The organism is Sphingomonas sp. TF3 (genome assembly GCF_003985085.1).
In the GTDB taxonomy this organism is placed as follows: domain Bacteria; phylum Pseudomonadota; class Alphaproteobacteria; order Sphingomonadales; family Sphingomonadaceae; genus Sphingomonas.
Genome location: NZ_RWKS01000005.1, coordinates 90,055 through 111,688, shown reverse-complemented (window position 1 = coordinate 111,688; position 21,634 = coordinate 90,055). Strand labels below are relative to the sequence as shown.

23 protein-coding genes are annotated in these 21,634 nt (G+C 65.4%); 16 read left to right on the top strand and 7 right to left on the bottom strand.

Annotated features, from left to right (window positions below; translation table 11 throughout):
* Nucleotide 1: 1 nt before the first annotated feature.
* Nucleotides 2-1,318: a serine hydroxymethyltransferase gene (gene glyA / locus EJC47_RS05885; protein ID WP_126845977.1), complete on the bottom strand. Its 1,317-nt coding sequence runs from the start codon at nucleotides 1,316-1,318 to the stop codon at nucleotides 2-4.
* Nucleotides 1,315-1,779, bottom strand: a complete 465-nt coding sequence (gene rpiB, locus EJC47_RS05880; RefSeq protein ID WP_126845974.1) for a ribose 5-phosphate isomerase B — start codon at nucleotides 1,777-1,779, stop codon at nucleotides 1,315-1,317. The genes glyA and rpiB overlap by 4 nt, the downstream gene beginning before the upstream one ends.
* Before the next feature lie 145 nt (nucleotides 1,780-1,924).
* On the opposite strand from rpiB, the gene EJC47_RS05875 reads away from it, so the two are divergent.
* The 5 genes from EJC47_RS05875 to EJC47_RS05855 all read left to right on the top strand — a co-directional run bounded on the left by EJC47_RS05875 (nucleotide 1,925) and on the right by EJC47_RS05855 (nucleotide 6,099).
* Nucleotides 1,925-2,524, top strand: a complete 600-nt coding sequence (locus EJC47_RS05875; RefSeq protein ID WP_126845972.1) for a sigma-70 family RNA polymerase sigma factor — start codon at nucleotides 1,925-1,927, stop codon at nucleotides 2,522-2,524.
* Nucleotides 2,521-3,288: an anti-sigma factor gene (locus EJC47_RS05870; RefSeq protein ID WP_126845970.1), complete on the top strand. Its 768-nt coding sequence runs from the start codon at nucleotides 2,521-2,523 to the stop codon at nucleotides 3,286-3,288. The genes EJC47_RS05875 and EJC47_RS05870 overlap by 4 nt, the downstream gene beginning before the upstream one ends.
* A 72-nt stretch (nucleotides 3,289-3,360) precedes the next feature.
* Nucleotides 3,361-3,915 carry a fasciclin domain-containing protein gene (locus tag EJC47_RS05865; protein WP_126845968.1) on the top strand — a complete coding sequence of 185 codons (555 nt, stop codon included), beginning with the start codon at nucleotides 3,361-3,363 and terminating at the stop codon, nucleotides 3,913-3,915.
* A gap of 262 nt (nucleotides 3,916-4,177) precedes the next feature.
* Nucleotides 4,178-5,431, top strand: a complete 1,254-nt coding sequence (locus EJC47_RS05860) for a DUF3419 family protein (protein ID WP_126845966.1) — start codon at nucleotides 4,178-4,180, stop codon at nucleotides 5,429-5,431.
* Complete coding sequence (locus EJC47_RS05855) at nucleotides 5,428-6,099, top strand: class I SAM-dependent methyltransferase (protein WP_033964425.1); 672 nt, start codon at nucleotides 5,428-5,430, stop codon at nucleotides 6,097-6,099. Before EJC47_RS05860 ends, EJC47_RS05855 begins: the two co-directional genes overlap by 4 nt.
* A 151-nt stretch (nucleotides 6,100-6,250) precedes the next feature.
* On the opposite strand, the gene hemA is transcribed toward EJC47_RS05855, so the two are convergent.
* Nucleotides 6,251-7,492: a 5-aminolevulinate synthase gene (gene hemA / locus EJC47_RS05850; protein ID WP_126845964.1), complete on the bottom strand. Its 1,242-nt coding sequence runs from the start codon at nucleotides 7,490-7,492 to the stop codon at nucleotides 6,251-6,253.
* A gap of 71 nt (nucleotides 7,493-7,563) precedes the next feature.
* Nucleotides 7,564-8,358: a glutamate racemase gene (gene murI / locus EJC47_RS05845; protein ID WP_126845962.1), complete on the bottom strand. Its 795-nt coding sequence runs from the start codon at nucleotides 8,356-8,358 to the stop codon at nucleotides 7,564-7,566.
* A gap of 106 nt (nucleotides 8,359-8,464) precedes the next feature.
* Between murI and plsY the strand changes: the two genes are divergently transcribed.
* Both plsY and dprA read left to right on the top strand, forming a co-directional pair.
* Nucleotides 8,465-9,070, top strand: coding sequence for a glycerol-3-phosphate 1-O-acyltransferase PlsY (plsY, locus tag EJC47_RS05840; protein ID WP_126845960.1), 606 nt, complete (start codon nucleotides 8,465-8,467; stop codon nucleotides 9,068-9,070).
* A gap of 4 nt (nucleotides 9,071-9,074) precedes the next feature.
* Nucleotides 9,075-10,160, top strand: a complete 1,086-nt coding sequence (dprA, locus tag EJC47_RS05835) for a DNA-processing protein DprA (RefSeq protein ID WP_126845958.1) — start codon at nucleotides 9,075-9,077, stop codon at nucleotides 10,158-10,160.
* A gap of 2 nt (nucleotides 10,161-10,162) precedes the next feature.
* Here the strand turns inward: dprA and EJC47_RS05830 are convergent, their stop codons facing one another.
* Nucleotides 10,163-10,690, bottom strand: coding sequence for a hypothetical protein (locus EJC47_RS05830; protein ID WP_126845955.1), 528 nt, complete (start codon nucleotides 10,688-10,690; stop codon nucleotides 10,163-10,165).
* Nucleotides 10,691-10,848: 158 nt separating this feature from the next.
* Here EJC47_RS05830 and EJC47_RS05825 point away from each other — a divergent pair, with 158 nt between their 5' ends.
* Both EJC47_RS05825 and topA read left to right on the top strand, forming a co-directional pair.
* The gene (locus EJC47_RS05825; RefSeq protein WP_126845953.1) at nucleotides 10,849-11,106 is read left to right on the top strand and encodes a SemiSWEET family transporter; all 258 of its coding nucleotides are present in this window, start codon (nucleotides 10,849-10,851) and stop codon (nucleotides 11,104-11,106) included.
* Between the two features lie 87 nt (nucleotides 11,107-11,193).
* Nucleotides 11,194-13,770, top strand: a complete 2,577-nt coding sequence (gene topA, locus EJC47_RS05820) for a type I DNA topoisomerase (RefSeq protein ID WP_126845951.1) — start codon at nucleotides 11,194-11,196, stop codon at nucleotides 13,768-13,770.
* A 4-nt stretch (nucleotides 13,771-13,774) separates the two neighbouring features.
* Here topA and EJC47_RS05815 read toward each other — a convergent pair whose 3' ends face one another.
* Nucleotides 13,775-14,071, bottom strand: coding sequence for an SEL1-like repeat protein (locus EJC47_RS05815; RefSeq protein WP_010406124.1), 297 nt, complete (start codon nucleotides 14,069-14,071; stop codon nucleotides 13,775-13,777).
* A 73-nt stretch (nucleotides 14,072-14,144) separates the two neighbouring features.
* Entirely contained in the window at nucleotides 14,145-14,996 is an 852-nt protein-coding gene (gene panC / locus EJC47_RS05810; RefSeq protein WP_126845949.1) for a pantoate--beta-alanine ligase, read from the bottom strand.
* A gap of 78 nt (nucleotides 14,997-15,074) precedes the next feature.
* Here panC and EJC47_RS05805 point away from each other — a divergent pair, with 78 nt between their 5' ends.
* From EJC47_RS05805 to EJC47_RS05775, 7 genes are all read left to right on the top strand, one after another.
* Entirely contained in the window at nucleotides 15,075-15,869 is a 795-nt protein-coding gene (locus EJC47_RS05805; protein ID WP_033966458.1) for a division plane positioning ATPase MipZ, read from the top strand.
* Complete coding sequence (locus tag EJC47_RS05800; protein ID WP_033966457.1) at nucleotides 15,869-16,120, top strand: molecular chaperone DnaJ; 252 nt, start codon at nucleotides 15,869-15,871, stop codon at nucleotides 16,118-16,120. Before EJC47_RS05805 ends, EJC47_RS05800 begins: the two co-directional genes overlap by 1 nt.
* A gap of 58 nt (nucleotides 16,121-16,178) precedes the next feature.
* Nucleotides 16,179-17,576 carry a phosphoglucomutase/phosphomannomutase PgmG gene (gene pgmG, locus EJC47_RS05795; protein ID WP_126845947.1) on the top strand — a complete coding sequence of 466 codons (1,398 nt, stop codon included), beginning with the start codon at nucleotides 16,179-16,181 and terminating at the stop codon, nucleotides 17,574-17,576.
* Between the two features lie 263 nt (nucleotides 17,577-17,839).
* The gene (locus EJC47_RS05790; RefSeq protein ID WP_126845945.1) at nucleotides 17,840-18,562 is read left to right on the top strand and encodes a 3'-5' exonuclease; all 723 of its coding nucleotides are present in this window, start codon (nucleotides 17,840-17,842) and stop codon (nucleotides 18,560-18,562) included.
* Nucleotides 18,563-18,627: 65 nt separating this feature from the next.
* Nucleotides 18,628-20,154, top strand: a complete 1,527-nt coding sequence (locus EJC47_RS05785) for a sensor histidine kinase (RefSeq protein WP_126845943.1) — start codon at nucleotides 18,628-18,630, stop codon at nucleotides 20,152-20,154.
* Complete coding sequence (locus EJC47_RS05780; protein ID WP_126845941.1) at nucleotides 20,151-20,594, top strand: response regulator; 444 nt, start codon at nucleotides 20,151-20,153, stop codon at nucleotides 20,592-20,594. Before EJC47_RS05785 ends, EJC47_RS05780 begins: the two co-directional genes overlap by 4 nt.
* Nucleotides 20,591-21,634, top strand: coding sequence for a sensor histidine kinase (locus EJC47_RS05775; protein WP_126845939.1), 1,044 nt, complete (start codon nucleotides 20,591-20,593; stop codon nucleotides 21,632-21,634). Before EJC47_RS05780 ends, EJC47_RS05775 begins: the two co-directional genes overlap by 4 nt.

Here is a 21,634-nt window from a genome sequence, read left to right as displayed (position 1 = left end):
ATCACACCCCTTCCGGATAGATCGGGAAGCGCGCGCACAGCGCCAGAACGCGCTCGCGGACATTGGCCTCGACCTGCGCGTCGCCGTGCTCGCCATTCTTGCGCAGGCCATCGAGCACATCGGCGACCATGTTGCCGATCTCGCGGAATTCAGCGGGACCAAAGCCGCGCGTCGTGCCCGCCGGGCTACCGACGCGGATGCCGCTGGTCTTGGTCGGCGGCAATGGATCGTTGGGAATGCCGTTCTTGTTGCACGTGATGCCGGCGCGTTCGAGCGCTTCATCGGCATCCTTGCCGGTCACGCCGAGCGGGGTCAGGTCGATCAAGGCGAGATGCGTGTCGGTGCCGCCCGAAACGACTTCCGCGCCGCGCTCCTTGAGCGTGGCGGCGAGCACCTTGGCATTCTCGATCACGGCGGCGATGTAGCTCTTATAGCCCGGCTGCAGCGCCTCGCCGAAAGCGACCGCCTTCGCCGCGATCACGTGCATCAGCGGACCACCCTGCAACCCCGGGAACACCGCCGAATTGAGCTTCTTGCCCAGCGCTTCGTCATTGGCGAGGATCATGCCCCCGCGCGGCCCGCGCAGCGTCTTGTGCGTGGTGGTGGTGGCGATGTGCGCGTGCGGGAAGGGCGACGGATGCAGGCCCGCCACGACCAGCCCGGCGAAATGCGCCATGTCGACCATGAAATAGGCCCCGACTTCATCGGCAATCGCACGGAATTTGGCGAAATCGATTGCACGCGGATAGGCCGAGCCGCCCGCGATGATCAGCTTGGGGCTATGCTCGCGTGCCAGCTTTGCCACTTCATCGAAATCGATCAGATGCGTGACCGGATCCACGCCATACTGGACCGCGTTGAACCACTTGCCCGACATCGCCGCCTTGGCACCGTGTGTCAGGTGACCACCGGCATCGAGGCTCATGCCGAGGATCGTCTCGCCCGGCTTGACCAGCGCCAGCAGCACGGCACCGTTGGCCTGCGCGCCCGAGTGCGGCTGGACATTGGCATAGGAACAGCCGAACAATTGCTTGGCGCGCTCGATCGCCAGCGTCTCGACTTCGTCCGACGGGTGGCAGCCCTGATAATAACGCTTGCCGGGATAGCCTTCGGCATATTTGTTGGTGAAGACGCTACCCTGCGCCTGCAGCACCGCCTTCGACACGATGTTTTCGCTCGCGATCAATTCGATCTGCGTCTGCTCGCGCGTCAGCTCATGGGCAATCCCGCCGAACACCGCCGGATCGGCCTCGGCCAGGCCGCGCGTGAAGAAGCCGTCGGGCTGGACGTCGTGAAGCTCTGATGGATTGGTGCTCATGCCGGGTTCCCACTCGTAACTGGCGCAAAGGACGGTGCGCCGAGCTTTTCGACGCGCGATTGATGGCGGCCACCGGCGAAATCGGTGGTCAGGAAAGCGGTGATACAGGCCTTGGCCATGTCCTCGCCGGTCAGCCGCGCGCCGAGCGCCACGACATTGGCATCGTTATGCTCGCGCGCAAGGGCGGCGGAAAGCGGTTCGGAGACGAGCGCACAGCGCATCGCGAGGTGGCGGTTGACCGCGATCGAGATGCCGATGCCCGATCCGCACAAGGCGACGCCGCGTTCGGCCGCGCCGGAGGCTATGGCTTCGGCCAGTTTGAAGCCAAAGTCGGGATAATCGACGCGTGCATCGCTGTCCGGGCCAAGATCGAGGACTTCATGCCCCTCGGCGGCGAGCCAAGCGGCAAGCGCGGCCTTTAATGCAAAGGCGGCGTGATCGGAGGCGATGGCGATGCGCAAAGCGGGCGCGCTCCCAAAGAGTGAAGCGGAATGGCGTGCCCTTAGCCAAGCCCGCGCGCGATTGCCACACCCAAGCGCACGCACCGCCACCTCAATCGCACGCGGATATTGCCGTGGCGCGCGCGCCAAGCTAGGCACTGCCCCCGTGACCGATCACCCGCTCGACGCTCCGGCTCCATCCGGCACGACCTCGCCAGAGGCGGCGGCGCGTGCGCGGCTGGTGGACGCGCTGGTGCGCACCGGCGAGGAGGACCGCGCCGCTTTTCGCGATCTCTATGCGCTCACTTCGGCGAAACTATTTGGCGTCTGCTACCGTATCTGCGGCGAAAGGCAGGCAGCGGAAGACGTGTTGCACGATGTGTATCTGACGATTTGGCGGCGCGCCGGTGCCTATGACCCGCTCCGCGCCAGCCCGATCACGTGGCTCGCCACGATTGCGCGCAACCGCGCGATCGACTGGCAGCGCGCGCAGAAAATCCGCCGCGCCACCCCGATCGAGGATGCGCCGCCGGTGATCGACACGGCCCCGCTCGCCAGCGAGTCGATGCTCCAGGACGAAGCCAGCGACCTGTTGCACGGCTGCCTGCAAGGCCTTGAGGCACGCCAGCGCGATGCGATCCGCACTGCCTTTTTCGACGGCGTAACCTATGCCGAACTGGCCGAACGCCAGTCGATCCCGCTTGGCACGATGAAGAGCTGGGTGCGGCGCGGCCTCGCCAAATTGAAGGAGTGCCTTGAGGGATGAGCGACATGCCCCCTCCTGCAGGCGTCGGCCCCGAAGGCCTCGAGGACGCGCCCGACATGACCGCGGCCGAACTCGCGCTCGGCGTGCTGGATGGCGAGGAAAGGGCCGTCGCGCTCCGCCGCGTCCTCGCTGACCCCGATTTCGCGCGCGAGGTCGAGCGGTGGCGCGGGCATTTGGCACCGTGGTTCGACCAATGGCCCGCGATCGCGGCCCCCGATATTCTCGCGCGCGTCGAGCGCTCGCTCGATCAGGCACCGGCAGCACCGGTTGCAAGTCTGGTGACGCGACCCCGGCCACGCAGCGCGATCTGGCCCGGCGTGGCCGCGCTGTCGAGCATTGCGGCAGCGGCGCTGCTGGTCGTGCTGGTCACGCGCCCGCTCGCGCCCATGTCGCCGCCGCAGCCCGCACCGTCAGTCGCCGCGCCGCTCGCCCCGACGCTGGTCGCTTCGATCACGCCGGAGGGCAAAGGCACCCCGGTCACGGCAATCTATGACAAGAATGCCGGGACGATCCGCTTGACCGAGGCGAGCCTGACCAGTGCCGACCATAGCGCGGAATTGTGGGTGATCCCGGCCGACGGCACGCCGCATTCGCTGGGGGTCTTGCGCACCCAAGGGGCGACCGCGCTGACGCTGCGGCCGGAGAACCGGCAGCGTATTGCGGCGGGCGCGGTGCTTGCCGTTACGGTCGAACCGGTCGGCGGGTCACCCAGCGGGCTGCCAACCGGCCCCGTGGTCGCCAAAGGCGTTCTTTCGCCGGTCTGAGTGCATCCACGGCGGGGGCTGCCCCGTATCTCCGCCGCGTCCACCCCGGGCGCACCCGCAGGAGAACCCCCTATGACCCGCATTTTTCGCACCGCAATCGCCGCCGCCGCCGTCGCGATGAGCGCAGGATCGCTCGCATCCGCCCAGACCAACCCAATGGTCGGCGGTGCCGCCATGTATCCCACCAAGAATATCGTCGAAAACGCCGTCAATTCGAAGGACCACACCACGCTGGTCGCCGCAGTCAAGGCCGCTGACCTGGTCGAGACGCTGTCCGGCCCGGGGCCGTTCACGGTGTTCGCGCCGACCAACGCCGCCTTCGCCAAACTGCCCAAGGGCACCGTGACGACGCTGCTGAAGCCCGAAAACAAGGCGACGCTCGCCGCCGTGCTGACCTACCATGTCGTTCCCGGTCGTGTCACCGCCGCCGACATCGCCGCCGCCGCGCAAGCGCATGGCGGCAAGGCCACCTACACCACCGTCCAGGGCGGCACGCTGACCTTCGCCAAGGCAGGTCGCGGCTGGAGCGTCACCGATGCCAAGGGCCATACCGGGCGGATCACCATCGCCAATGTGATGCAGTCCAACGGCGTGATCCATGTCATCGACACCGTGATGCTGCCGTAAAAATACCGCGCCGCCGCATCCGGGCGGGGCATTCGCGCGTATAATGAACTGTCCCCGTTCCGCAGGGGACAAACTGACCGTTCGCCGGGTCCCCTCCTTTGCGGCGAGCGGTTGTAAAAACGGACCTGTCGGCGTCCCCCGCGTCGGCAGGTCCTTTTCATTTCGCCACAAGCGCGTCATGGAAGCGTCACCGGATCGTCGTAACGCACGGCTGCCGCCTGCGTCTTTTCCTCAACGCGATGTCCGGCCGGAGAAGCTTGCCATGGCCCTTGCCATTCGACCGCCTCAGGATCGCCCCCGCAAGACCGCCGCAAAGAATCGCGCGGTTCGCAGTGCAGTGCATCAGCACAAACATCTCTCGAAGCAGGGGCTGCTCGAACGCGCCTTTACCTTCGCCTTTCGCGGCCTCGTCTATGCCCAGATCTGGGAGGATCCGGCGGTCGACATGGAAGCGCTGGCGATCGCGCCGGATTCGCATGTCGTCACGATCGCCTCGGGCGGGTGCAATGTGCTGAGCTACCTAACCGCCAACCCGCGCGCGATCACCGCGGTCGACCTCAACACCGCGCACATCGCGCTCAACAAGCTGAAGGTCGTCGCCGCGCGGCATCTGCCGGATTACGACGCCTTCCACCGCTTCTTCGCCCAGGCCAACAGCCGCGACAACGTGCGCGCCTATCGCACCTATATCCGCCCGCATCTCGACGAGACGACGCTGGCCTATTGGGAAGGCCGTGACATCATCGGCCGGCGGCGGATCGGCGGTTTCGCCAAGAACGTCTACAAGCGCGGCCTGCTCGGCAATTTCATCGGCGTGGCGCATCTGCTCGCGCGGCTGAACGGCGTGAACCCGAAGATCCTGCTCAAGGCGCAATCGATCGAGGAACAGCGCGAAATCTTCGACCGCGAATTCGCGCCCTTTTTCGACAAGGGCTTCGTCAAATGGATCACCGATCAGCCTGCCTCGCTGTTCGGCCTCGGCATTCCGCCAGCGCAATATGAGGCGCTGGCTGGCGACGAGAAGATGGCGGTGGTGCTGCGCGAACGGCTCGAAAAGCTCGCGTGCGATTTCGACATCAAGGACAATTATTTCGCATGGCAGGCCTTTGGCCGCGGCTATGGCCAGGGACCATCGGCACCGCTGCCGCCCTATCTCCAGCGCGACCATTATGACGAGATTGTCGAGCGCGCGAGCCGGATCGAGGTGCGCCACACCAACTTTACCGATTATCTGCGCACCCACGGCGATGCCTCGCTCGATCGTTACATCCTGCTCGACGCGCAGGATTGGATGACCGACGAGCAGCTCACCGATCTGTGGAGCGAGATCACCCGCACCGCCAAGCCCGGCGCGCGCGTGCTGTTCCGCACGGCCGGCGAGCCCAGCATCCTGCCCGGCCGCGTGCCCGATGCGATCCTGGGCAAATGGACGTACCGCGCCGAGGAATCGCTCGATTACACCAAGCGCGACCGCTCCTCGATTTACGGCGGCGTCCATCTCTACGTGCTCGGATGAACGCAGCCTCGATCGATACTGGCCATGCCGGACACATGGATGCGATCTATCGCTCGCAGCGCCATATCTATGATCTGACACGCAAATATTATCTGCTCGGGCGCGATGCGCTGATCGACGGCATCGCGCCGCCGCCCGGCGGCAGCGTGCTGGAAATCGGCTGCGGCACCGGGCGCAACCTGATCGCGGCGGCTAGGCGTTGGCCCGATGCGCGCTTCTACGGCATCGATATTTCGGAAGCGATGCTGCAGACGGCGCGTGCGAAGGTCGCCAAGGCAGGCCTTTCCGATCGGATCGTGCTGGCGCAAGGCGACGCCACCGCTTTCGATGCCGAGGCGCTGTTCGGCATCGCGACCTTCGATCGTATCTTCCAAAGCTATACGCTGTCGATGATTCCCGGCTGGCACGATGCCATCCGGGAGGCCGCCACCAAGCTCGCGCCGGGTGGGCGGCTCGACATTGTCGACTTCGGTCAGCAGGAAGGGTTGCCCAAAGCCTTTCGTGCGTTGTTGTTCGCCTGGCTCGCCAAATTCGACGTGGCACCGCGCGCAGCATTGCAGCCTGCCCTGATCGAAATTGCCAGCGAGGTGGGCGGCATGCCGCGCTTCGCCCCGCTCTATCGCGGTTATGCCTGGTCGGGCCGCATCGAGCGCAACGCCAATCGCTGACGGGGTCAATTAGTGGTGGAAAACCAGCCACAACAGCAGAATGACCGGGATCGGAACCCCCAGCAGCCACAAAATACAACCCTTGCCCATGATAACCTCTCGCTGATGTGAGAGGCGTAACGGGTTACAGGCGTCGCGGTTCCCGCTCGGTTCAGGCCGCCTTGCGCAATTCCAGCCGACCCCAGATTTCGACCAGCGCCCCGGTCAGTTCGCGCATCATCGCTTCGTCATGCGCGGGACCCGGGGTGAAGCGCAGCCGTTCGGTGCCGCGCGGTACGGTTGGATAATTGATCGGCTGCACGTACACGCCATATTCGGCGAGCAGGATGTCGCTGATCTTCTTGGCCTTGACCGGATCGCCGACCATCAGCGGCACGATGTGCGTGGTCGAGTTCATCACCGGCAGACCGGCTTCTGCGAACAGCGTCTTCAACAGTGCGGCGGCGGCCTGTTGCCCCTCACGCTCGACACTCGACGCCTTCAGGTGTCGCACACTGGCCAGCGCACCCGCCACCAGCACCGGCGACAGCGAGGTAGTGAAGATGAAACCCGGCGCATAGGAACGGATCACGTCGATGATCGTCTGATCGGCGCTGATATAGCCGCCCATCACCCCGATCGCCTTGCCCAGCGTCCCCTCGATGATGGTCAGCCGATCGGCGACGCCATCGCGGTCCGAAATGCCGCCGCCGCGCGGGCCGTACATGCCGACCGCATGGACTTCGTCGAGATAGGTCAGCGCATGATATTTGTCGGCCAGGTCGCAGATCGCGGCGATCGGCGCGACGTCGCCATCCATCGAATAGACGCTTTCGAAGGCGATCAGCTTCGGAACCGCCGGATCGGCCGCCGCGAGCAGTTCCTCGAGATGCGCCAGGTCATTGTGACGGAACACATGCTTTTCGCAGCCCGAATTGCGGATGCCCGCGATCATCGAGGCATGGTTGAGCTCGTCGGAGAAGATGATGCAGCCCGGCAGCACCTTGGCCAGCGTCGCCAGCGTCGCCTCGTTCGAGACATAGCCGCTGGTAAACAGCAACGCGCCTTCCTTGCCGTGCAGATCGGCGAGTTCGCCTTCCAGATCGACATGATAGTGCGTGTTGCCACCGATATTGCGCGTGCCGCCCGAACCCGCGCCGACATCGTGCAGCGCATGTTCCATCGCCGCAATCACTTGCGGGTGCTGGCCCATCGCCAGATAATCGTTCGAACACCACACCGTGATCGGCTTGGGGCCGTTATGTCCGGCGAAGCACCGCGCATTGGGGAAGGCCCCCTTGTTGCGCAGGATGTCGATAAAGACGCGATAACGCCCTTCGACATGCAGGCGATCGATCGCCTGCGCGAAAATCCGGGAGTAATCGACCCCGGGATGCGGTGAGTCTACGTCCATGTCCGCCCACTACCCCCGCCAAGCGCCGATTTCCAGCGGCTTTCCCCGATCTACGTGATCATACCTATCGGTTATAGAATATCCAGCCGCGTGAGTCCAAACCGGGCGAGTGCTGGTACCAGCCGATCCGTGTCGGCACTGTGCGCGGTAAACACCGCACGCCCCTCGCGCGGCGTATCCGGCCAGCCCTGCCCCTCGGTCAAATGCGCGATCCGCCGGGCGATCCCGGCGCTGCCATCGACGAAGCGCACCGGGTGCGGGGCCGCCGCCGCCAATTCGTCCGCCACCAGCGGGAAATGCGTGCAGGCATTGACGATCGTATCGATCCGATCGCCACCAGCTTGCCCGAACAGGCCATGCAGGATGGCGGCATAGCGCGCCGGATCGGTCGGCTCCCCGTGCAATTTGGCTTCGGCGAGCGCGACCAGCTCGGCCGATCCGTGGCGCAACACTGTACAATCCCCGGCAAAGCGCGCCGCCAGATCATCGACATAAGGCTGGCGCACCGTGGCTTCGGTGCCGAGCACGCCGATCACGCGCGTCGCGCTGGCGATCGCGGCGGGCTTGATCGCGGGGACGGTGCCGACCACGGGCAGATCGAGCGCCTCGCGGACCGTTGCCAGCGCAATCGTCGATGCCGTGTTGCACGCGATCACGATCAGGCGCGGTTGATAGCGTTCGGCGAGCCGACCGAGCAAGGCGGGCACGCGCGCGGCGATCTCGCGCTCGGTCTTGGTGCCGTATGGGAAACCCGCCGAGTCCGCGACATAGACCACCGGCATGGTGGGCAGCAGCACCCGCGCCGCACCGAGCACCGACAATCCGCCAACCCCGGAATCAAAAAACAACACGGGGCGCTGATCCATGGCGCTCCATAACGCGATCGGCGCATTTGACAAAACCGGCTTGATGGAGATTGTGGCACCGGGCCGTGTGCACGCTATGTTCACACCGACCATAGGGGGATCTTACGTGCCGACCGACTATCTCTGGCAGGCCCCGGCGGCGGCGCTGGTGCTCGGCTATCTGCTCGGGTCGATTCCATTCGGCGTCCTGCTCACCCGCCTGGCGGGCGCGGGGGATTTGCGCCAGATCGGGTCGGGCAATATCGGTGCCACCAACGTGCTGCGCACCGGGCGCAAGGGGCTGGCGGCGGCAACCTTGCTGCTCGACGCGGCGAAGGGGTTTGTCGCGGTGTGGATTGCCGAGCGCTATCTTGGCGGCACCGGCATGGTCGCGGCGGCGGCGGTGTTCCTTGGCCATCTCTATCCGGTCTGGCTGCGCTTCCGCGGCGGCAAGGGCGTGGCGACGCTGCTCGGCGTGGTGCTGGCTTTGCATTGGCCGATTGGACTCGTTTACGCGGTGGTGTGGATCGCCATGCTGGCGCTGCTGCGCATTTCCTCGCTTGCGGGCATGACGGCTGCGGTAACCGCCCCGCTCAGCGCCGCTTTTTTCGGTCGGTTCGACCTTGTCCTGCTGCTGCTTGCGCTCGCTTTGCTGGTGCTGTGGAAGCATCGCGCCAATGTCGATCGCCTCATCAGCGGCACCGAACCGCGCGTCGGCCGCACGCGTGGCTGAGGCGATGGATCAAGCGCAACGGGCGATCCCCCGATTGCGCCTGATCCGTTCGGCGCAGATCGGGCCCGTCACCTACGCCCAGTTGATCGCGCGCTTCGGCAGCGCGCACGCCGCGCTCGATGCCGTGCCGCACCTCGCCGCGCGTGGCGGTGGCAAGCCGCCCGCGCTGGCCCCGGTCGCGCTGGCCGAGCGCGAGCTGGCAACGGTGGCCCGGCTGGGCGCGCGCCACCTGTTCCTTGACGACCCCGACTATCCCCCGCTGCTCGCCGAACTCGACGATGCCCCACCCGCCTTGATCGTGCGCGGGCGGATCGATCTGCTCGCGCAGCTCTCCATCGCGATGGTTGGCGCGCGCAATGCGTCAGCAGCAGCGTGCCGCTTCGCGCGACAGCTTGCCGCCGAACTCGGACGCGAGGAAGTGAGCGTCGTCTCGGGCCTGGCGCGCGGCATCGACACCGCCGCGCATGTCGGATCGATCGAGACGGGAACGATCGCCGTGATCGCGGGCGGCATCGACGTGGTCTATCCCCCCGAAAACGCCGCGCTGCAGGAACGCATCGCGCAGGACGGCCTGCTGATAGCAGAGCAACCGCCCGGCACCGAACCGCGCGCGCGCCACTTTCCCTATCGCAACCGCATCATCGCCGGTCTGTCGCTCGGCACCGTCGTGGTCGAGGCCGCGCCCAAATCGGGCTCGCTCATCACCGCGCGCCTTGCCGCCGAACTGGGCCGCGAGGTGATGGCGGTGCCCGGCAGCCCGCTCGATCCGCGCGCGCAGGGGTGCAACGGGCTGATCCGCGACGGTGCGACGCTGGTGCAATCCGCCGCCGACGTGCTGGAAACCGTACGCCCGATCGACCAGCGCATGGTCCGCACCAGCCGCGACAGCTTCCGCGCGCCCCCGCCCGAAGATGCAAGCGACGCCGAACGCCGCGACGTGTGCGATTTGCTCGGGCCGGTGCCCGTCGCGATCGACGAACTGATCCGCCAATCCGGCCATAGCCCCGCGATTGTGCAGACGGTGCTGCTCGAACTGGAACTGGCCGGGCGGTTGGAACGTCATGCCGGAGGTCGGGTGGCGCTGGTCTGAACTCAGGACGCCGCGCAGGCCTTCGCGCTACCGGGGCAGAGAGCGATCGAATCGAGATAGGCCTCCGCCACCGCCGCATCCTTGGCCGTCGGCACCGACCGGAATGCATATTGGACGGAATGGATGTCCGCCGCACCGGTGAATACTTTGACGAAAAAGACCTCAGCTTTGCCCGTCGCGCTGTTGAGCGGACAGTCCGCGCGCATCGACGCAACCGCGCGTCCGTCGGCGACGCTATCGACGATCGGCGTCGTCGACGCGCCCTGACAGCTGCGTTTCACGCCATTGGCCAGCCTGTCCAGAAAGCCGTGCCCGCCCACTCGGGCAATCCCGGTAAAACGCTGCACCGTGATCATCCGGGACCATTGCTCGACGGTTTCGCCGCGCGGGATTCGCTCGTTTATCGCGATCTGCGTATTGTGCGCGTCATAGCCGGTCACGAACCCCGGCGGGGTCGGCGCTTCCAATCGCTCGGGCAGCACCACTGTCGCCGCCTGCACCGCCATCATCGCCGCAATTGCCCGAATCATGCTGCTCTCCCCTGCTCCCGACCGCTATGCCAGCCCAGTCGCGCGCTCGCCACCGTGCAGACCTTTTGACGCAAACGGGAACTTGCCGGGAGGTTTAAACGTCCCGCAGACGGTCGCTCCGTTTGGCGGAGACTGCCGCCTCAATCCGGAGCCTCCCCATGACCGACCGTATGCTCTCTATCCTCGGCTGGGTGGCCACCTGCACCGCGATCGCGATGTACGCGTCTTACGTCGACCAGATCCGCCTCAATTTGGACGGGCACAAAGGCTCGATCGTTCAACCGATCGCAACGGTGGTGAATTGCGCCTTATGGGCACTGTACGGTCTTGCGAAGCCCAAGCGCGACTGGCCGATCGTCTGCGCCAACAGCCCCGGCATAGTGCTGGGCGCGCTGACGCTGGCGACTGCATTGTGATGTCGATGGTTGACGTGGAGACCCGCTTGACGCAGCGCCCGCCGCGTCTCCATCCTCGCGCGTACACGTAAGGACCTCGATCACCCCATGCAGCTTGTCATCGTCGAATCGCCCGCCAAAGCGAAGACCATCGAGAAATATCTGGGCAGCGATTACCGCGTCCTCGCTTCCTACGGCCATGTCCGCGACTTGCCACCCAAGGATGGCTCGGTCGATCCCGAGGACGGGTTCGCGATGGAATGGGAAAATTACGCCGACAAGGCCAAGCAGTTGAAGGCGATCACCGATCTCGCCAAAATCGCCGACCGCCTGATCCTCGCGACCGACCCTGACCGCGAGGGCGAGGCGATCAGCTGGCACGTGCAGGAGGTGCTGCGGGGCCGCAAGGCACTGCCCAAGGACGTGCAGCGCGTCACCTTCAACGCCATCACCAAGGCGACGGTGACCGAGGCGATGCAGCATCCGCGCGAGCTCGATACCGATTTGATCGATGCCTATCGGGCGCGCCGTGCGCTCGACTATCTCGTCGGCTTCACGCTCTCCCCAGTGCTGTGGCGCAAGCTGCCCGGCGCCAAGTCGGCCGGCCGCGTGCAATCGGTCGCGCTGCGCCTGATCGTCAGCCGCGAGCGCGAGATCGAGGCATTTCGTCCACAGGAATATTGGTCGGTCATCGCCGACATGGAGCATGACGGCACGCCGTTCCAGGCGCGGCTCGTGCAGTTCGAGGGCAAGAAGCTCGATCGCCTGTCGATCGGCGAGGAAGGCACCGCCAAGCGCGCCAAGACAGCCGTCGAAAGCGGGCTGTTCACGGTGCAGACGGTCGAGGTGAAGCCCGCGACGCGCAACCCGCCGCCGCCCTTCACCACCTCGACGCTGCAGCAGGAGGCATCGCGCAAGCTCGGCTTCTCCGCCGACCATACGATGCGGATCGCGCAAGGGCTCTACGAGGACGGCGCGATCACCTATATGCGTACCGACGGCGTGCAGATGGATTCGAGCGCGATCTCGGCCGCCCGCCATGCCGTCGCCGATCGCTATGATGCGAGCTATGTCACCGACAAGCCACGCGTCTACCAGACCAAGGCCAAGAACGCGCAAGAAGCGCATGAAGCGATCCGCCCGACCGATTTCAGCAAGGACAAGGCGGGCGGCGGCGATCATGCGCGGTTGTACGATTTGATCTGGAAGCGCGCACTCGCCAGCCAGATGGCGTCCGCCCGACTGGAGCGCACCACGGTCGAGCTGGCCGACGGCACCGGCGACACGGCCCTCCGCGCAACCGGCCAGGTGATGCTCTTTCCCGGCTATCTCGCGCTGTACGAGGAAGGTTCGGACGACACGCAGGATGAAGACGCCAAGCGCCTGCCGCGCCTGCGCGAAGGCGACGCCCCGGCCAAATTGGGCGTCACCGCCGAACAGCATTTCACCCAGCCGCCGCCGCGCTTCTCGGAAGCGTCGCTGGTCAAGCGCCTCGAAGAACTCGGCATCGGTCGCCCTTCGACCTATGCCTCGATCATCAAGACGCTGAAGGACCGCGCCTACGTCCGCGTCGAGAAGAACCGCTTCTTCGCCGAAGAATCGGGTCGCCTCGTAACGGCGTTTCTCGAACGCTTCTTCGAGAAATATGTCGGCTATGATTTTACGGCAGGGCTCGAGGACGAGCTTGACGAAGTGTCGGGCGGCCGCGCGCAGTGGCAAGCCGTGCTCGAAGCCTTCTGGAAAGACTTCAAGCCGCGCACGACCGAGGTCATGGAGCAAAAGCCGTCCGAAGTGACCGCCGAGCTCGACAAGTTCCTCGAACCCTATCTCTTCCCGGCCAAGGCCGATGGTAGCGATCCGCGGCTGTGCCCGCTGTGCCACAAGGGCCAGCTCGCCTTGCGCGGCGGCAAGTTCGGCGCGTTCGTCGCCTGCTCCAATTACCCTGAGTGCAAATATACCCGCCGCTTCGGCCAGCCCGGCGGTGAAGGCGAGGCCGATGCCACGCCCGAGACGCTTGGCAACGATCCGGTCACCGGTCTGCCGGTAGAGCGTAAGACGGGGCGCTTCGGCCCCTATATCCAATTGGGCGAGGGCAAGGAGGCCAAGCGCGCCTCGATCCCCAAGGACATTCCCGAACTCGATCTGGAATGGGCGCTGAAACTCTTGAGCTTGCCGCGCACGATCGGCACCCACCCCGAAAGCGGCGAGCCGATCACCGCCTCGATTGGGCGTTATGGGCCGTATCTGGCGCACGCCGGCAAATATGCCCGCCTGTCCTCGACGGCGGACGTGTTCGAAACAGGCATGAACGCGGCGGTGGTCAAGCTTGCGGAGGCTGCCGCAGGCGGCGGGCGACCGCAACGTGGGAGCCAGGCCCCGCTCAAGGTGCTCGGGCTGCATCCGCGCACCGAGGCCGAAATCAAGCTGATGGAAGGGCGCTACGGGGCCTATGTCACCGACGGCACGACCAATGCGACCTTGCCCAAATCGATCGAAAAGGACGCGCTGACGCTCGAAGAAGCGGCGCAATTGATCGACGCGCGCGCGGCCGCAGCACCGCCAGCCAAGGGCAAGAAGAAGGCAGCGGCCAAAAAGCCCGCCGCGAAGACGGCAACAAAGAAACCGGCGGCCAAAAAACCGGCCGCGAAAAAGGCGGCACCCAAAAAGGCGGTCGCCGCAGAGTAAAGGATCAGGCGGCGCGGCGCTGGGTAGACACCAGGAACGCCCGCGCCGCCGCCTGGGCGGTGGCGATTTCGCGCGCGGTCATGTCCTCGGCAATGTCGCGGCGGCAATCCTTGGCGATCTCGCTGCCCGCAACGGCGGCCAGGTTGAACCATTTGTGCGCTTCGATCAGATCGACGCCGATCCCGGCGGAACCACTCGAATAGACCATGCCAAGGTCGAAACATGCGTCTGCGTCGCCACGCGCCGCGTCGGCGATTCGGCTGTCGATCAGGAACTGCGCATTCTTCAGGCTGCTGCCCATGCTCTTAACCCCCGTTAACCATTCCTACCGGCAACACCTTGCCGACTCGGGGTCAAGAAATGGTTAACGGCAATTAGGCATGGTCGGCGGGCGGAATCGCCAGATTGTCGATCAGTCGCGTCGTGCCGATCCGCGCTGCTGCGAGCAAACGCCGCTCGCGGCTGGGGTCGACCCCCGCAGTCAGCGTGGCGGCATCGACCAGTTCGACATAATCGACCTCGAAACCGGCGGTATTCAGCGCTTCGCGCGCTGCCGCCAGCGCGCCCTCGGCGTCGCCGCCGCGCGCAATCGCTTTGGCCGCCACGCCGAGCGCACGCGGCAAGGCAACGGCTGCCGCACGCTGCGCCTCATCCAGATAGATGTTGCGCGACGAGAGCGCGAGCCCGTCATCGTCGCGCTGCGTTGGCACGCCCTGGATCTCGATCCCGAAATCCAGATCGGCAACCATCCGGCGAATCACCGCGAGTTGCTGGAAATCCTTTTCGCCGAACAAGGCGATGTCGGGGCGGACCTGATTGAACAGCTTCGCCACCACCGTCGCCACGCCATCGAAATGGCCGGGCCGCGCGGCCCCGTCGAGCCACTCGCTGACCCCGGACACTGAAATAGTGGTGGCAAACCCTTCAGGATACATCGCCTCCACCGGCGGCATCCACAACAGGTCGCACCCCGCCTCCGTCAACAGTCGCGCATCCGCCATCTCGCGCCGGGGATAGCGCGACAGGTCCTCGTTCGGCCCGAACTGGCGCGGGTTGACGAAGATCGACGCCACCACCTTCCGGCCCGGCCGCTTCGCCGCCTCGATCAGCGCGAGGTGGCCGGAATGGAGCGCGCCCATCGTCGGCACGAGCGCAATGCTCGCGCCTTCGCTACGGAAATCGGCGATCCCAGAACGGAGCGCTTCAAGGGAACGGATGGTTTGCACGGATGAGTGGCCTTCGGTAAGGACGGGCGCGCCTTCTATGAGGCGTGATCCAACCGGACAAGACGGGAAGCAAACACGTTGGCGACTGCTGCGCGAAAGCCACACATCATCGTCTTTGCCAACGAAAAGGGCGGCACGGGCAAATCGACGACGGCGGTCCATGTCGCCATCGCGCTGGCGGCGCGCGGTGCGCGGGTGTCGGCGCTGGATCTCGACCATCGGCAACGCACGATGGGCCGCTATTTCGACAATCGTACCGCGACGATCAAACGCACCGGCCGCGACTTGCCGACTCCGCGCCACACCACCCATGACGGCGAAAGCCTGGCGCGCTTCACCGAAAGCTTCGATGCGCTGGCCGAGGGTGCGGACTTTCTGGTGATCGATACGCCGGGTCGCGACGACCGTTTCGCGCGCATGGCCTCCGCCCGCGCCGATACGCTGGTAACGCCGATGAACGACAGCTTCGTCGATTTCGATCTGATCGGCCAGGTCGATCCCGAAAGCTACAAGGTCACCCGCCCGAGCTTTTACGCCGAAATGATCTGGGAAGCGCGCAAGGCCCGCGCCAAGGCCGACGGCTCGACGATCGACTGGGTGGTGCTGCGCAACCGCGTCCAGCATATCGAGGCGCGCAACATGCGCCGCGTGTCCGAAGCGCTCGATCAGCTCGCCAAGCGTGTCGGCTTTCGCATCGTGCCGGGCCTGGGCGAACGCGTCATCTACCGCGAGCTCTTCCCCAACGGCCTGACCATGCTCGATTCGGGCGAGTTCGGTGCCATGGGCCTGGCGCACGTCGCCGCGCGCCAGGAATTGCGCGAGATGATGGGCGCGCTCGCGCTGCCGGAACCGGTCCCGCCGCTGTTCGCATAATGGGCAAGATTCTTTTCTTTGCGGCGGTCCTGCTCGGTGGCTGGTGGCTGCTGCGCGCGCGACCGAAACCGACGCTGCGGCTCGACGAAGCCGAAGCGCGCGCCGTCCTCGGCGTGGCGGCCGATGCCGATGCGGCGGCGATTCGCGCCGCGCACCGGCGCTTGGTCGGCGCGGTCCATCCCGACCGAGGGGGCTCGGCCGATCTCACCCGGCGGATCAACGCCGCGCGCGATCTGCTGCTCCGACACTAGCCATTGAACTTTACCGGGTTTCACCGATTAGGCACGCATCCAACCAACAGGAGCTATCATGACGCACCGTTTCGACCCGACGTCCTTGCGCGAATATGACATTCGCGGGATCGTGGGAAAGACGCTCGGCACCGCCGACGCCGACGCGATCGGTCGCGGTTTCGGCACGCGCGTGCGCCGCGCGGGCGGCACGCGCGTCGCGGTCGGCTATGATGGCCGCTTGTCCTCGCCCGAGCTGGAAGCGGCTTTGGTCGGCGGCCTCACCGCCGTCGGTGTCGATGTCGTGCGGATCGGCATGGGGCCGACGCCGATGCTCTATTATGCCGAGGCCACGCTAGAAGTGGATGGCGGCATCGAGATAACCGGCAGCCATAATCCCGCCGAGTATAACGGCTTCAAGATGGTCTTGCAGCACAAGCCGTTTTTCGGCGCGGACATTCAGGACCTTGGCCGCATGGCGACGGAAGGCGACTGGGATGTCGTCGCCGATGAGGCCGACCGTGGCACCGTCTCCACCGCCGACATCGAGGACGACTATGTCGGTCGTCTGGTCGCGGGCTATGCCGGGGGCAGCTACAAGATCGGCTGGGACGCGGGCAATGGCGTTTCGGGCCCGATTATCGAGAAGCTGGTCAAGCTCCTGCCGGGTGAGCATCATTTGCTGTTCACCGATGTCGACGGCAATTTTCCCAACCATCACCCAGATCCCACTGATGAAAAGAACCTGACCGACCTGAAGCGCCTCGTCGCCGAGAAGCAGCTCGATTTCGGATTGGCTTTCGATGGCGATGGCGATCGCATCGGCGCGATCGACGGGCAAGGCCGCGTGATCTGGGGCGACCAGATTCTGTCCATTTTGGCCGAACCCGTGCTGAAGGAACTGCCCGGCGCAACGATCATCGCCGATGTGAAGGCCTCGCAAATGCTGTTCGATCGCGTCAGCGAACTCGGCGGCACGCCGCTGATGTGGAAGACCGGCCACAGCCTGATCAAGATGAAGATGAAGGAAACCGACAGCCCGCTCGCCGGCGAAATGAGCGGCCACATCTTCTTCGCGCACGAATTTTACGGTTTCGACGATGCGCATTATGCCGCCGTCCGCCTGATCCGCGCAGCGCACATGATCGGCAAGTCGATCACCGATCTGCGCGGCGCGATGCCGGCCTTGGTCAACACCCCCGAAATGCGCTTCCAGGTCGATGAAGCCCGAAAGTTCGCGGTGGTCGAGGAAGTGCTCGACCGGCTCGAGGCAGCCGGTGCCGACGTCAACCGCACCGATGGTGCCCGCGTCAACACACCCGACGGCTGGTGGCTGCTGCGCGCCTCCAACACGCAGGACGTGCTCGTCGCCCGCGCCGAGGCGAAGGATCAGGCCGGGCTCGATCGGTTGCTGGGGATGATCGACGACCAGCTCGCATTGAGCGGCCTCGTCCGTGGGGAACAGGCGGCGCACTGAGGAGGTCGGTTCGCGCAGAGGCGCGGAGGACGCAGAGAAGAAGGGTTTTCGCGCGAAGGCGCGAAGCCACGAAGATGGATTTTCCGCGAAGCGGTTTATCATCCCTGTGTCCGGCGCGCGCCGCCAGACACAGGGCGCCTTCGCGCCTTCGCGCCTTCGCGTGAAAAATCCTTCTTCTCCTTCTCCGCGTCCTCCGCGCCTCCGCGCGAACAAACCCTTCTTCTCCGCTCGCAATCCGCGCCCGAACAGGCCACCTAGACACGATGCCCCCGCCCCCACCCCAGATCATCCGCGTCATCGACCTTGAGACCACCGGCGAGGCCCCGCCTGTCCACGGCGTGTGCGAAATCGGCTGGCAGGACGTCGCGCTAGGTACCGATGGCCGGTGGGACATCCAAGGCGAGGGCGGCGCTCGGCTGGTCAATCCCGGTCGCCCGATCCCGCCGCTGACGCAAACGATCCACCATATCCTCGACGAACAGGTCGCCGATGCGCCGTTCTGGCATGATGTCGCGCGCGCGGTGCTCGATCCCTATCCCAAGCGCGTCGCGCTCGCCGCGCATCGCTCGATCTATGAAGAGAAATTCTGCAGCCCGGCACTGACGCGCAATGCGCCGTGGATCTGCACCTGGAAATGCGCGTTGCGGCTATGGCCCGACAGCCCGACTTTTTCCAACCAGATGTTGCGCTACTGGCGCAAGCCAGAGGGTCTGATTCACGAACGCGGCCTGCCCGCACACCGCGCCTTCCCCGATGCCTATGTCACCGCCTTCCACTTGCGTGACATGCTGAACGCGGTCGGCATCGACCAATTGCTCGCTTGGTCGAGCCTGCCCGGTTTGCTCCCGCGCGTGCGTCAGGGTCCAGATCGCGGCAAGGAATGGAGCGAGGCGAGCGACGAAACCATCGCCACCATGCTCGAAGACCGCGACGAGGACGTCCGCTTCACCGCCGAAACCGAGCGCGCGCGCCGCCGCGCGGCCTAACCGCTTGATCTAAGTCAACACGCAGTCACTGGTATTCCCGGCGACGCGTGCTTAGGGCAGCCGCTATGTTCGAACGCATCGTGCTGGGATTTGGTGTTAGCGAAGGGCGCATGCAGCGCTTTTTGCTGACCTGCATGGGGCTGGGCTTCGCGGCGCTGGTTGCAGTGGGCATTGCGGCGGGCTGGTCAACCGCGCGCAACGAAGGCCATACGCGCGATGTCAACCACACCTATGAAGTCGAACTCGCGATTGATCGCGCGCGCATCCTGATCGAACAAAGCGAAACCTCGCGCCGCGGCTTCGTGCTGACGGGCGAGCACGTGTATCTCGACACCTATCGCAACGGCATGGCGGGCCTGCCCACGCTGCTGACACGGATCGCGACGCTGACTCGCGACAATCCCCGCCAGCAGCGCAATATCGCCAACCTGCGCGTGCTCATCGCCGATCTGACCGCACAGCGCGAACGCACGATTACGGCGATCGTGCGCGGTGACCGGCTCGGTGCGCTAACGCTGTTTCGCGATGAGACCAGCGCACGCCGGATGCGCGCCGTGCGCCGTGTTGCCGATGCCATGGTCGCCGAGGAGCAACGCCTGCTCGCCATCCGCGACGCCGAACAACAGGCGAGCGTCCGCATCTTTTATGCCACGCTCGCACTTGCCGGGCTGTTGCTCGTTCTGGTTGCCCTAATCTCGTTGCTGACAGTGCAGCGTTACACCCGCGACCTCGCCGCCTCGCACGATGCACTGCGCGATTTCGCCGATACGCTGGAGGATCTGGTCAAGGAACGTACCGCCGACCTCACTCGCGCCAATGACGAGATCCAGCGTTTCGCCTATATCGTCAGCCACGATCTGCGCAGCCCGCTGGTCAATGTGATGGGCTTTACCGCCGAACTGGAAAGCGCGACCGCCACAATCGGCGCATTGATCGATCGCGCCGAGGCGCGCGCGCCCGACATCGTCACGCCGGACGACCGCCTCGCCGCGCGCGAGGATTTGCCCGAGGCGATCAAGTTCATCCGCACCTCGACGCAGAAAATGGACCGGCTGATCAACGCCATCCTGAAACTGTCGCGCGAAGGGCGGCGCGTCATCGCGCCCGAGCCGCTCGATCTCGACACGATGGTCGATACGATCGGCGCGAGCCTGGCCCAGCAACTCGACCATCGCGGCGCGACGCTCACGATCGCGCGCCCGCTCCCGGCGATCGTCAGCGACCGGCTTGCGATCGAGCAGATCCTGTCCAACCTGATCGAAAACGCAGTGAAATATCTCAGCCCCGATCGTGCGGGGCAAATCACGGTGCGCGGTCGGCGCGAGGGGCAGCGCGTGACGATCGAGGTTGAGGATAATGGCCGCGGCATTGCCGCCAGCGATCATCAACGCGTGTTCGACCTGTTCCGCCGCTCGGGCAACCAGGACCAACCGGGCGAAGGAATCGGTCTGGCCCATGTCCGTGCCTTGGCGTATCGCTTGGGCGGCGTGATCGAAATGGCGTCGGAACTGGGCCAGGGCACCACCTTCCGGCTCAACCTGCCGACCAAGCTCGACACGACCAACGCCGATACGCGGGAAAGCGGAACATGAACGACCATCAAAGCGTCAGCATCATCATGATCGAGGATGATGAAGGCCATGCGCGCCTGATCGAAAAGAACATCCGCCGCGCAGGCATCCTCAACCACATCACCCATTTCACCGACGGCACCACCGCGCTCGACTATCTGTTCAACGCCGCCGCCGGCCCGCAGCGCAACGGTCCGGCGCTGGTGCTGCTCGATCTCAACCTGCCCGACATGAGCGGGACCGACATTCTTGCCAAGATCAAGGCCGCCGACGGCCCGCTGCGCCGCACCCCCGTGGTGGTGCTGACGACCACCGACGACAAGATCGAGATCCAGCGCTGCTACGATCTCGGCTGCAATGTCTACATCACCAAACCGGTCAATTACGAAAGCTTCGCCCAGGCGATCCGCCAGCTCGGGCTGTTCCTGTCGGTGATCCAGGTCCCCGAGACCGAGGGGTGAACCGAACCGCCCCACCTGCGGTCCTGTATATCGATGACGATGCGGGGTTGCGGCGGCTCGCCGCGCGCACGCTCGCGCGCCATGGCTATGCGGTGACGGTTGCCGAAGGCGGTGCCGAGGGCGTCGCACTCGCGCGCAGCCAACCCTTCGACCTGATCGCGGTCGATCACTATATGCCCGGCATGGACGGGCTGGAAACGCTCGAGCAGCTCCACACGCTGCCGGTGATGCCGCCGGTCGTCTATGTCACCGGCTCCGAGGAAGGCCGCATCGCCGTCGCCGCGTTGAAGGCCGGGGCCGCCGACTATGTCGTAAAGACCGTCGGCGTCGATTTCTTCGATCTGCTCGCCAGCGCCTTCGCGCAGGTGCTCGAACGCGCGGCGCTCGAGCGTGGCAAGGCCGCCGCCGAAGACCAATTGCGCGCCAGCAACGCCCGGCTTGAAGCGCTGCTGCGCGAGGTCAACCACCGCGTCGCCAACAGCCTGCAACTCGTTTCGGCGATGGTGCGCATGCAGGCGACCGCGCTCGATGACGACAATGCCCGGCTCGCGCTGGAAGACACGCAGCGCCGCATTACCGCGATCGCGCAAGTCCACCGGCGCCTCTACACCAGCAACGATGTCGAACAGGTCGACATGCGCGAGTATCTCGGTGCCTTGGTCGATGAACTGGGCGAGACCTGGTCCACCCCGGCGGCACCGCGCACGCTTCGTCTTGCCGCCGAACCGATTCGGCTATCGACCGATCGCGCGGTGTCGCTCGGCGTGATCGTCACCGAGCTGGTCAGCAACGCCTGCAAATATGCCTATCCCACCAATGGCGGCGAAGTGCGCGTCTCGCTGCACGGCGATGGCGACGCACACTTCCGGCTCGCGGTGGAGGACGATGGCATCGGCATGAAGGCAGACGCTGCCCCCACCGGCACGGGCGTGGGCACAAAGCTCATCCGTGCGATGGCGCAAAGTCTGCAAACCATCGTCGAATATGACACCGGCGCGCAGAGCGGCGTCCGCGCGACGCTGCGCGCGGCGCTCGACTAA

What these genes read in the sequence shown, in the direction of transcription:
- EJC47_RS05870 (WP_126845970.1), top strand. Translation starts at nt 2,521, where the DNA reads ATGAGCGACATGCCCCCTCCTGCAGGCGTCGGCCCCGAAGGCCTCGAG.
- EJC47_RS05830 (WP_126845955.1), bottom strand. Translation starts at nt 10,690, where the DNA reads ATGATTCGGGCAATTGCGGCGATGATGGCGGTGCAGGCGGCGACAGTG.
- EJC47_RS05790 (WP_126845945.1), top strand. Translation starts at nt 17,840, where the DNA reads ATGCCCCCGCCCCCACCCCAGATCATCCGCGTCATCGACCTTGAGACC.
- EJC47_RS05780 (WP_126845941.1), top strand. Translation starts at nt 20,151, where the DNA reads ATGAACGACCATCAAAGCGTCAGCATCATCATGATCGAGGATGATGAA.
- topA (WP_126845951.1), top strand. Translation starts at nt 11,194, where the DNA reads ATGCAGCTTGTCATCGTCGAATCGCCCGCCAAAGCGAAGACCATCGAG.
- EJC47_RS05855 (WP_033964425.1), top strand. Translation starts at nt 5,428, where the DNA reads ATGAACGCAGCCTCGATCGATACTGGCCATGCCGGACACATGGATGCG.
- EJC47_RS05815 (WP_010406124.1), bottom strand. Translation starts at nt 14,071, where the DNA reads ATGGGCAGCAGCCTGAAGAATGCGCAGTTCCTGATCGACAGCCGAATC.
- hemA (WP_126845964.1), bottom strand. Translation starts at nt 7,492, where the DNA reads ATGGACGTAGACTCACCGCATCCCGGGGTCGATTACTCCCGGATTTTC.
- EJC47_RS05785 (WP_126845943.1), top strand. Translation starts at nt 18,628, where the DNA reads ATGTTCGAACGCATCGTGCTGGGATTTGGTGTTAGCGAAGGGCGCATG.
- dprA (WP_126845958.1), top strand. Translation starts at nt 9,075, where the DNA reads ATGGATCAAGCGCAACGGGCGATCCCCCGATTGCGCCTGATCCGTTCG.
- EJC47_RS05825 (WP_126845953.1), top strand. Translation starts at nt 10,849, where the DNA reads ATGACCGACCGTATGCTCTCTATCCTCGGCTGGGTGGCCACCTGCACC.
- EJC47_RS05800 (WP_033966457.1), top strand. Translation starts at nt 15,869, where the DNA reads ATGGGCAAGATTCTTTTCTTTGCGGCGGTCCTGCTCGGTGGCTGGTGG.
- EJC47_RS05865 (WP_126845968.1), top strand. Translation starts at nt 3,361, where the DNA reads ATGACCCGCATTTTTCGCACCGCAATCGCCGCCGCCGCCGTCGCGATG.
- EJC47_RS05860 (WP_126845966.1), top strand. Translation starts at nt 4,178, where the DNA reads ATGGCCCTTGCCATTCGACCGCCTCAGGATCGCCCCCGCAAGACCGCC.
- glyA (WP_126845977.1), bottom strand. Translation starts at nt 1,318, where the DNA reads ATGAGCACCAATCCATCAGAGCTTCACGACGTCCAGCCCGACGGCTTC.
- pgmG (WP_126845947.1), top strand. Translation starts at nt 16,179, where the DNA reads ATGACGCACCGTTTCGACCCGACGTCCTTGCGCGAATATGACATTCGC.
- murI (WP_126845962.1), bottom strand. Translation starts at nt 8,358, where the DNA reads ATGGATCAGCGCCCCGTGTTGTTTTTTGATTCCGGGGTTGGCGGATTG.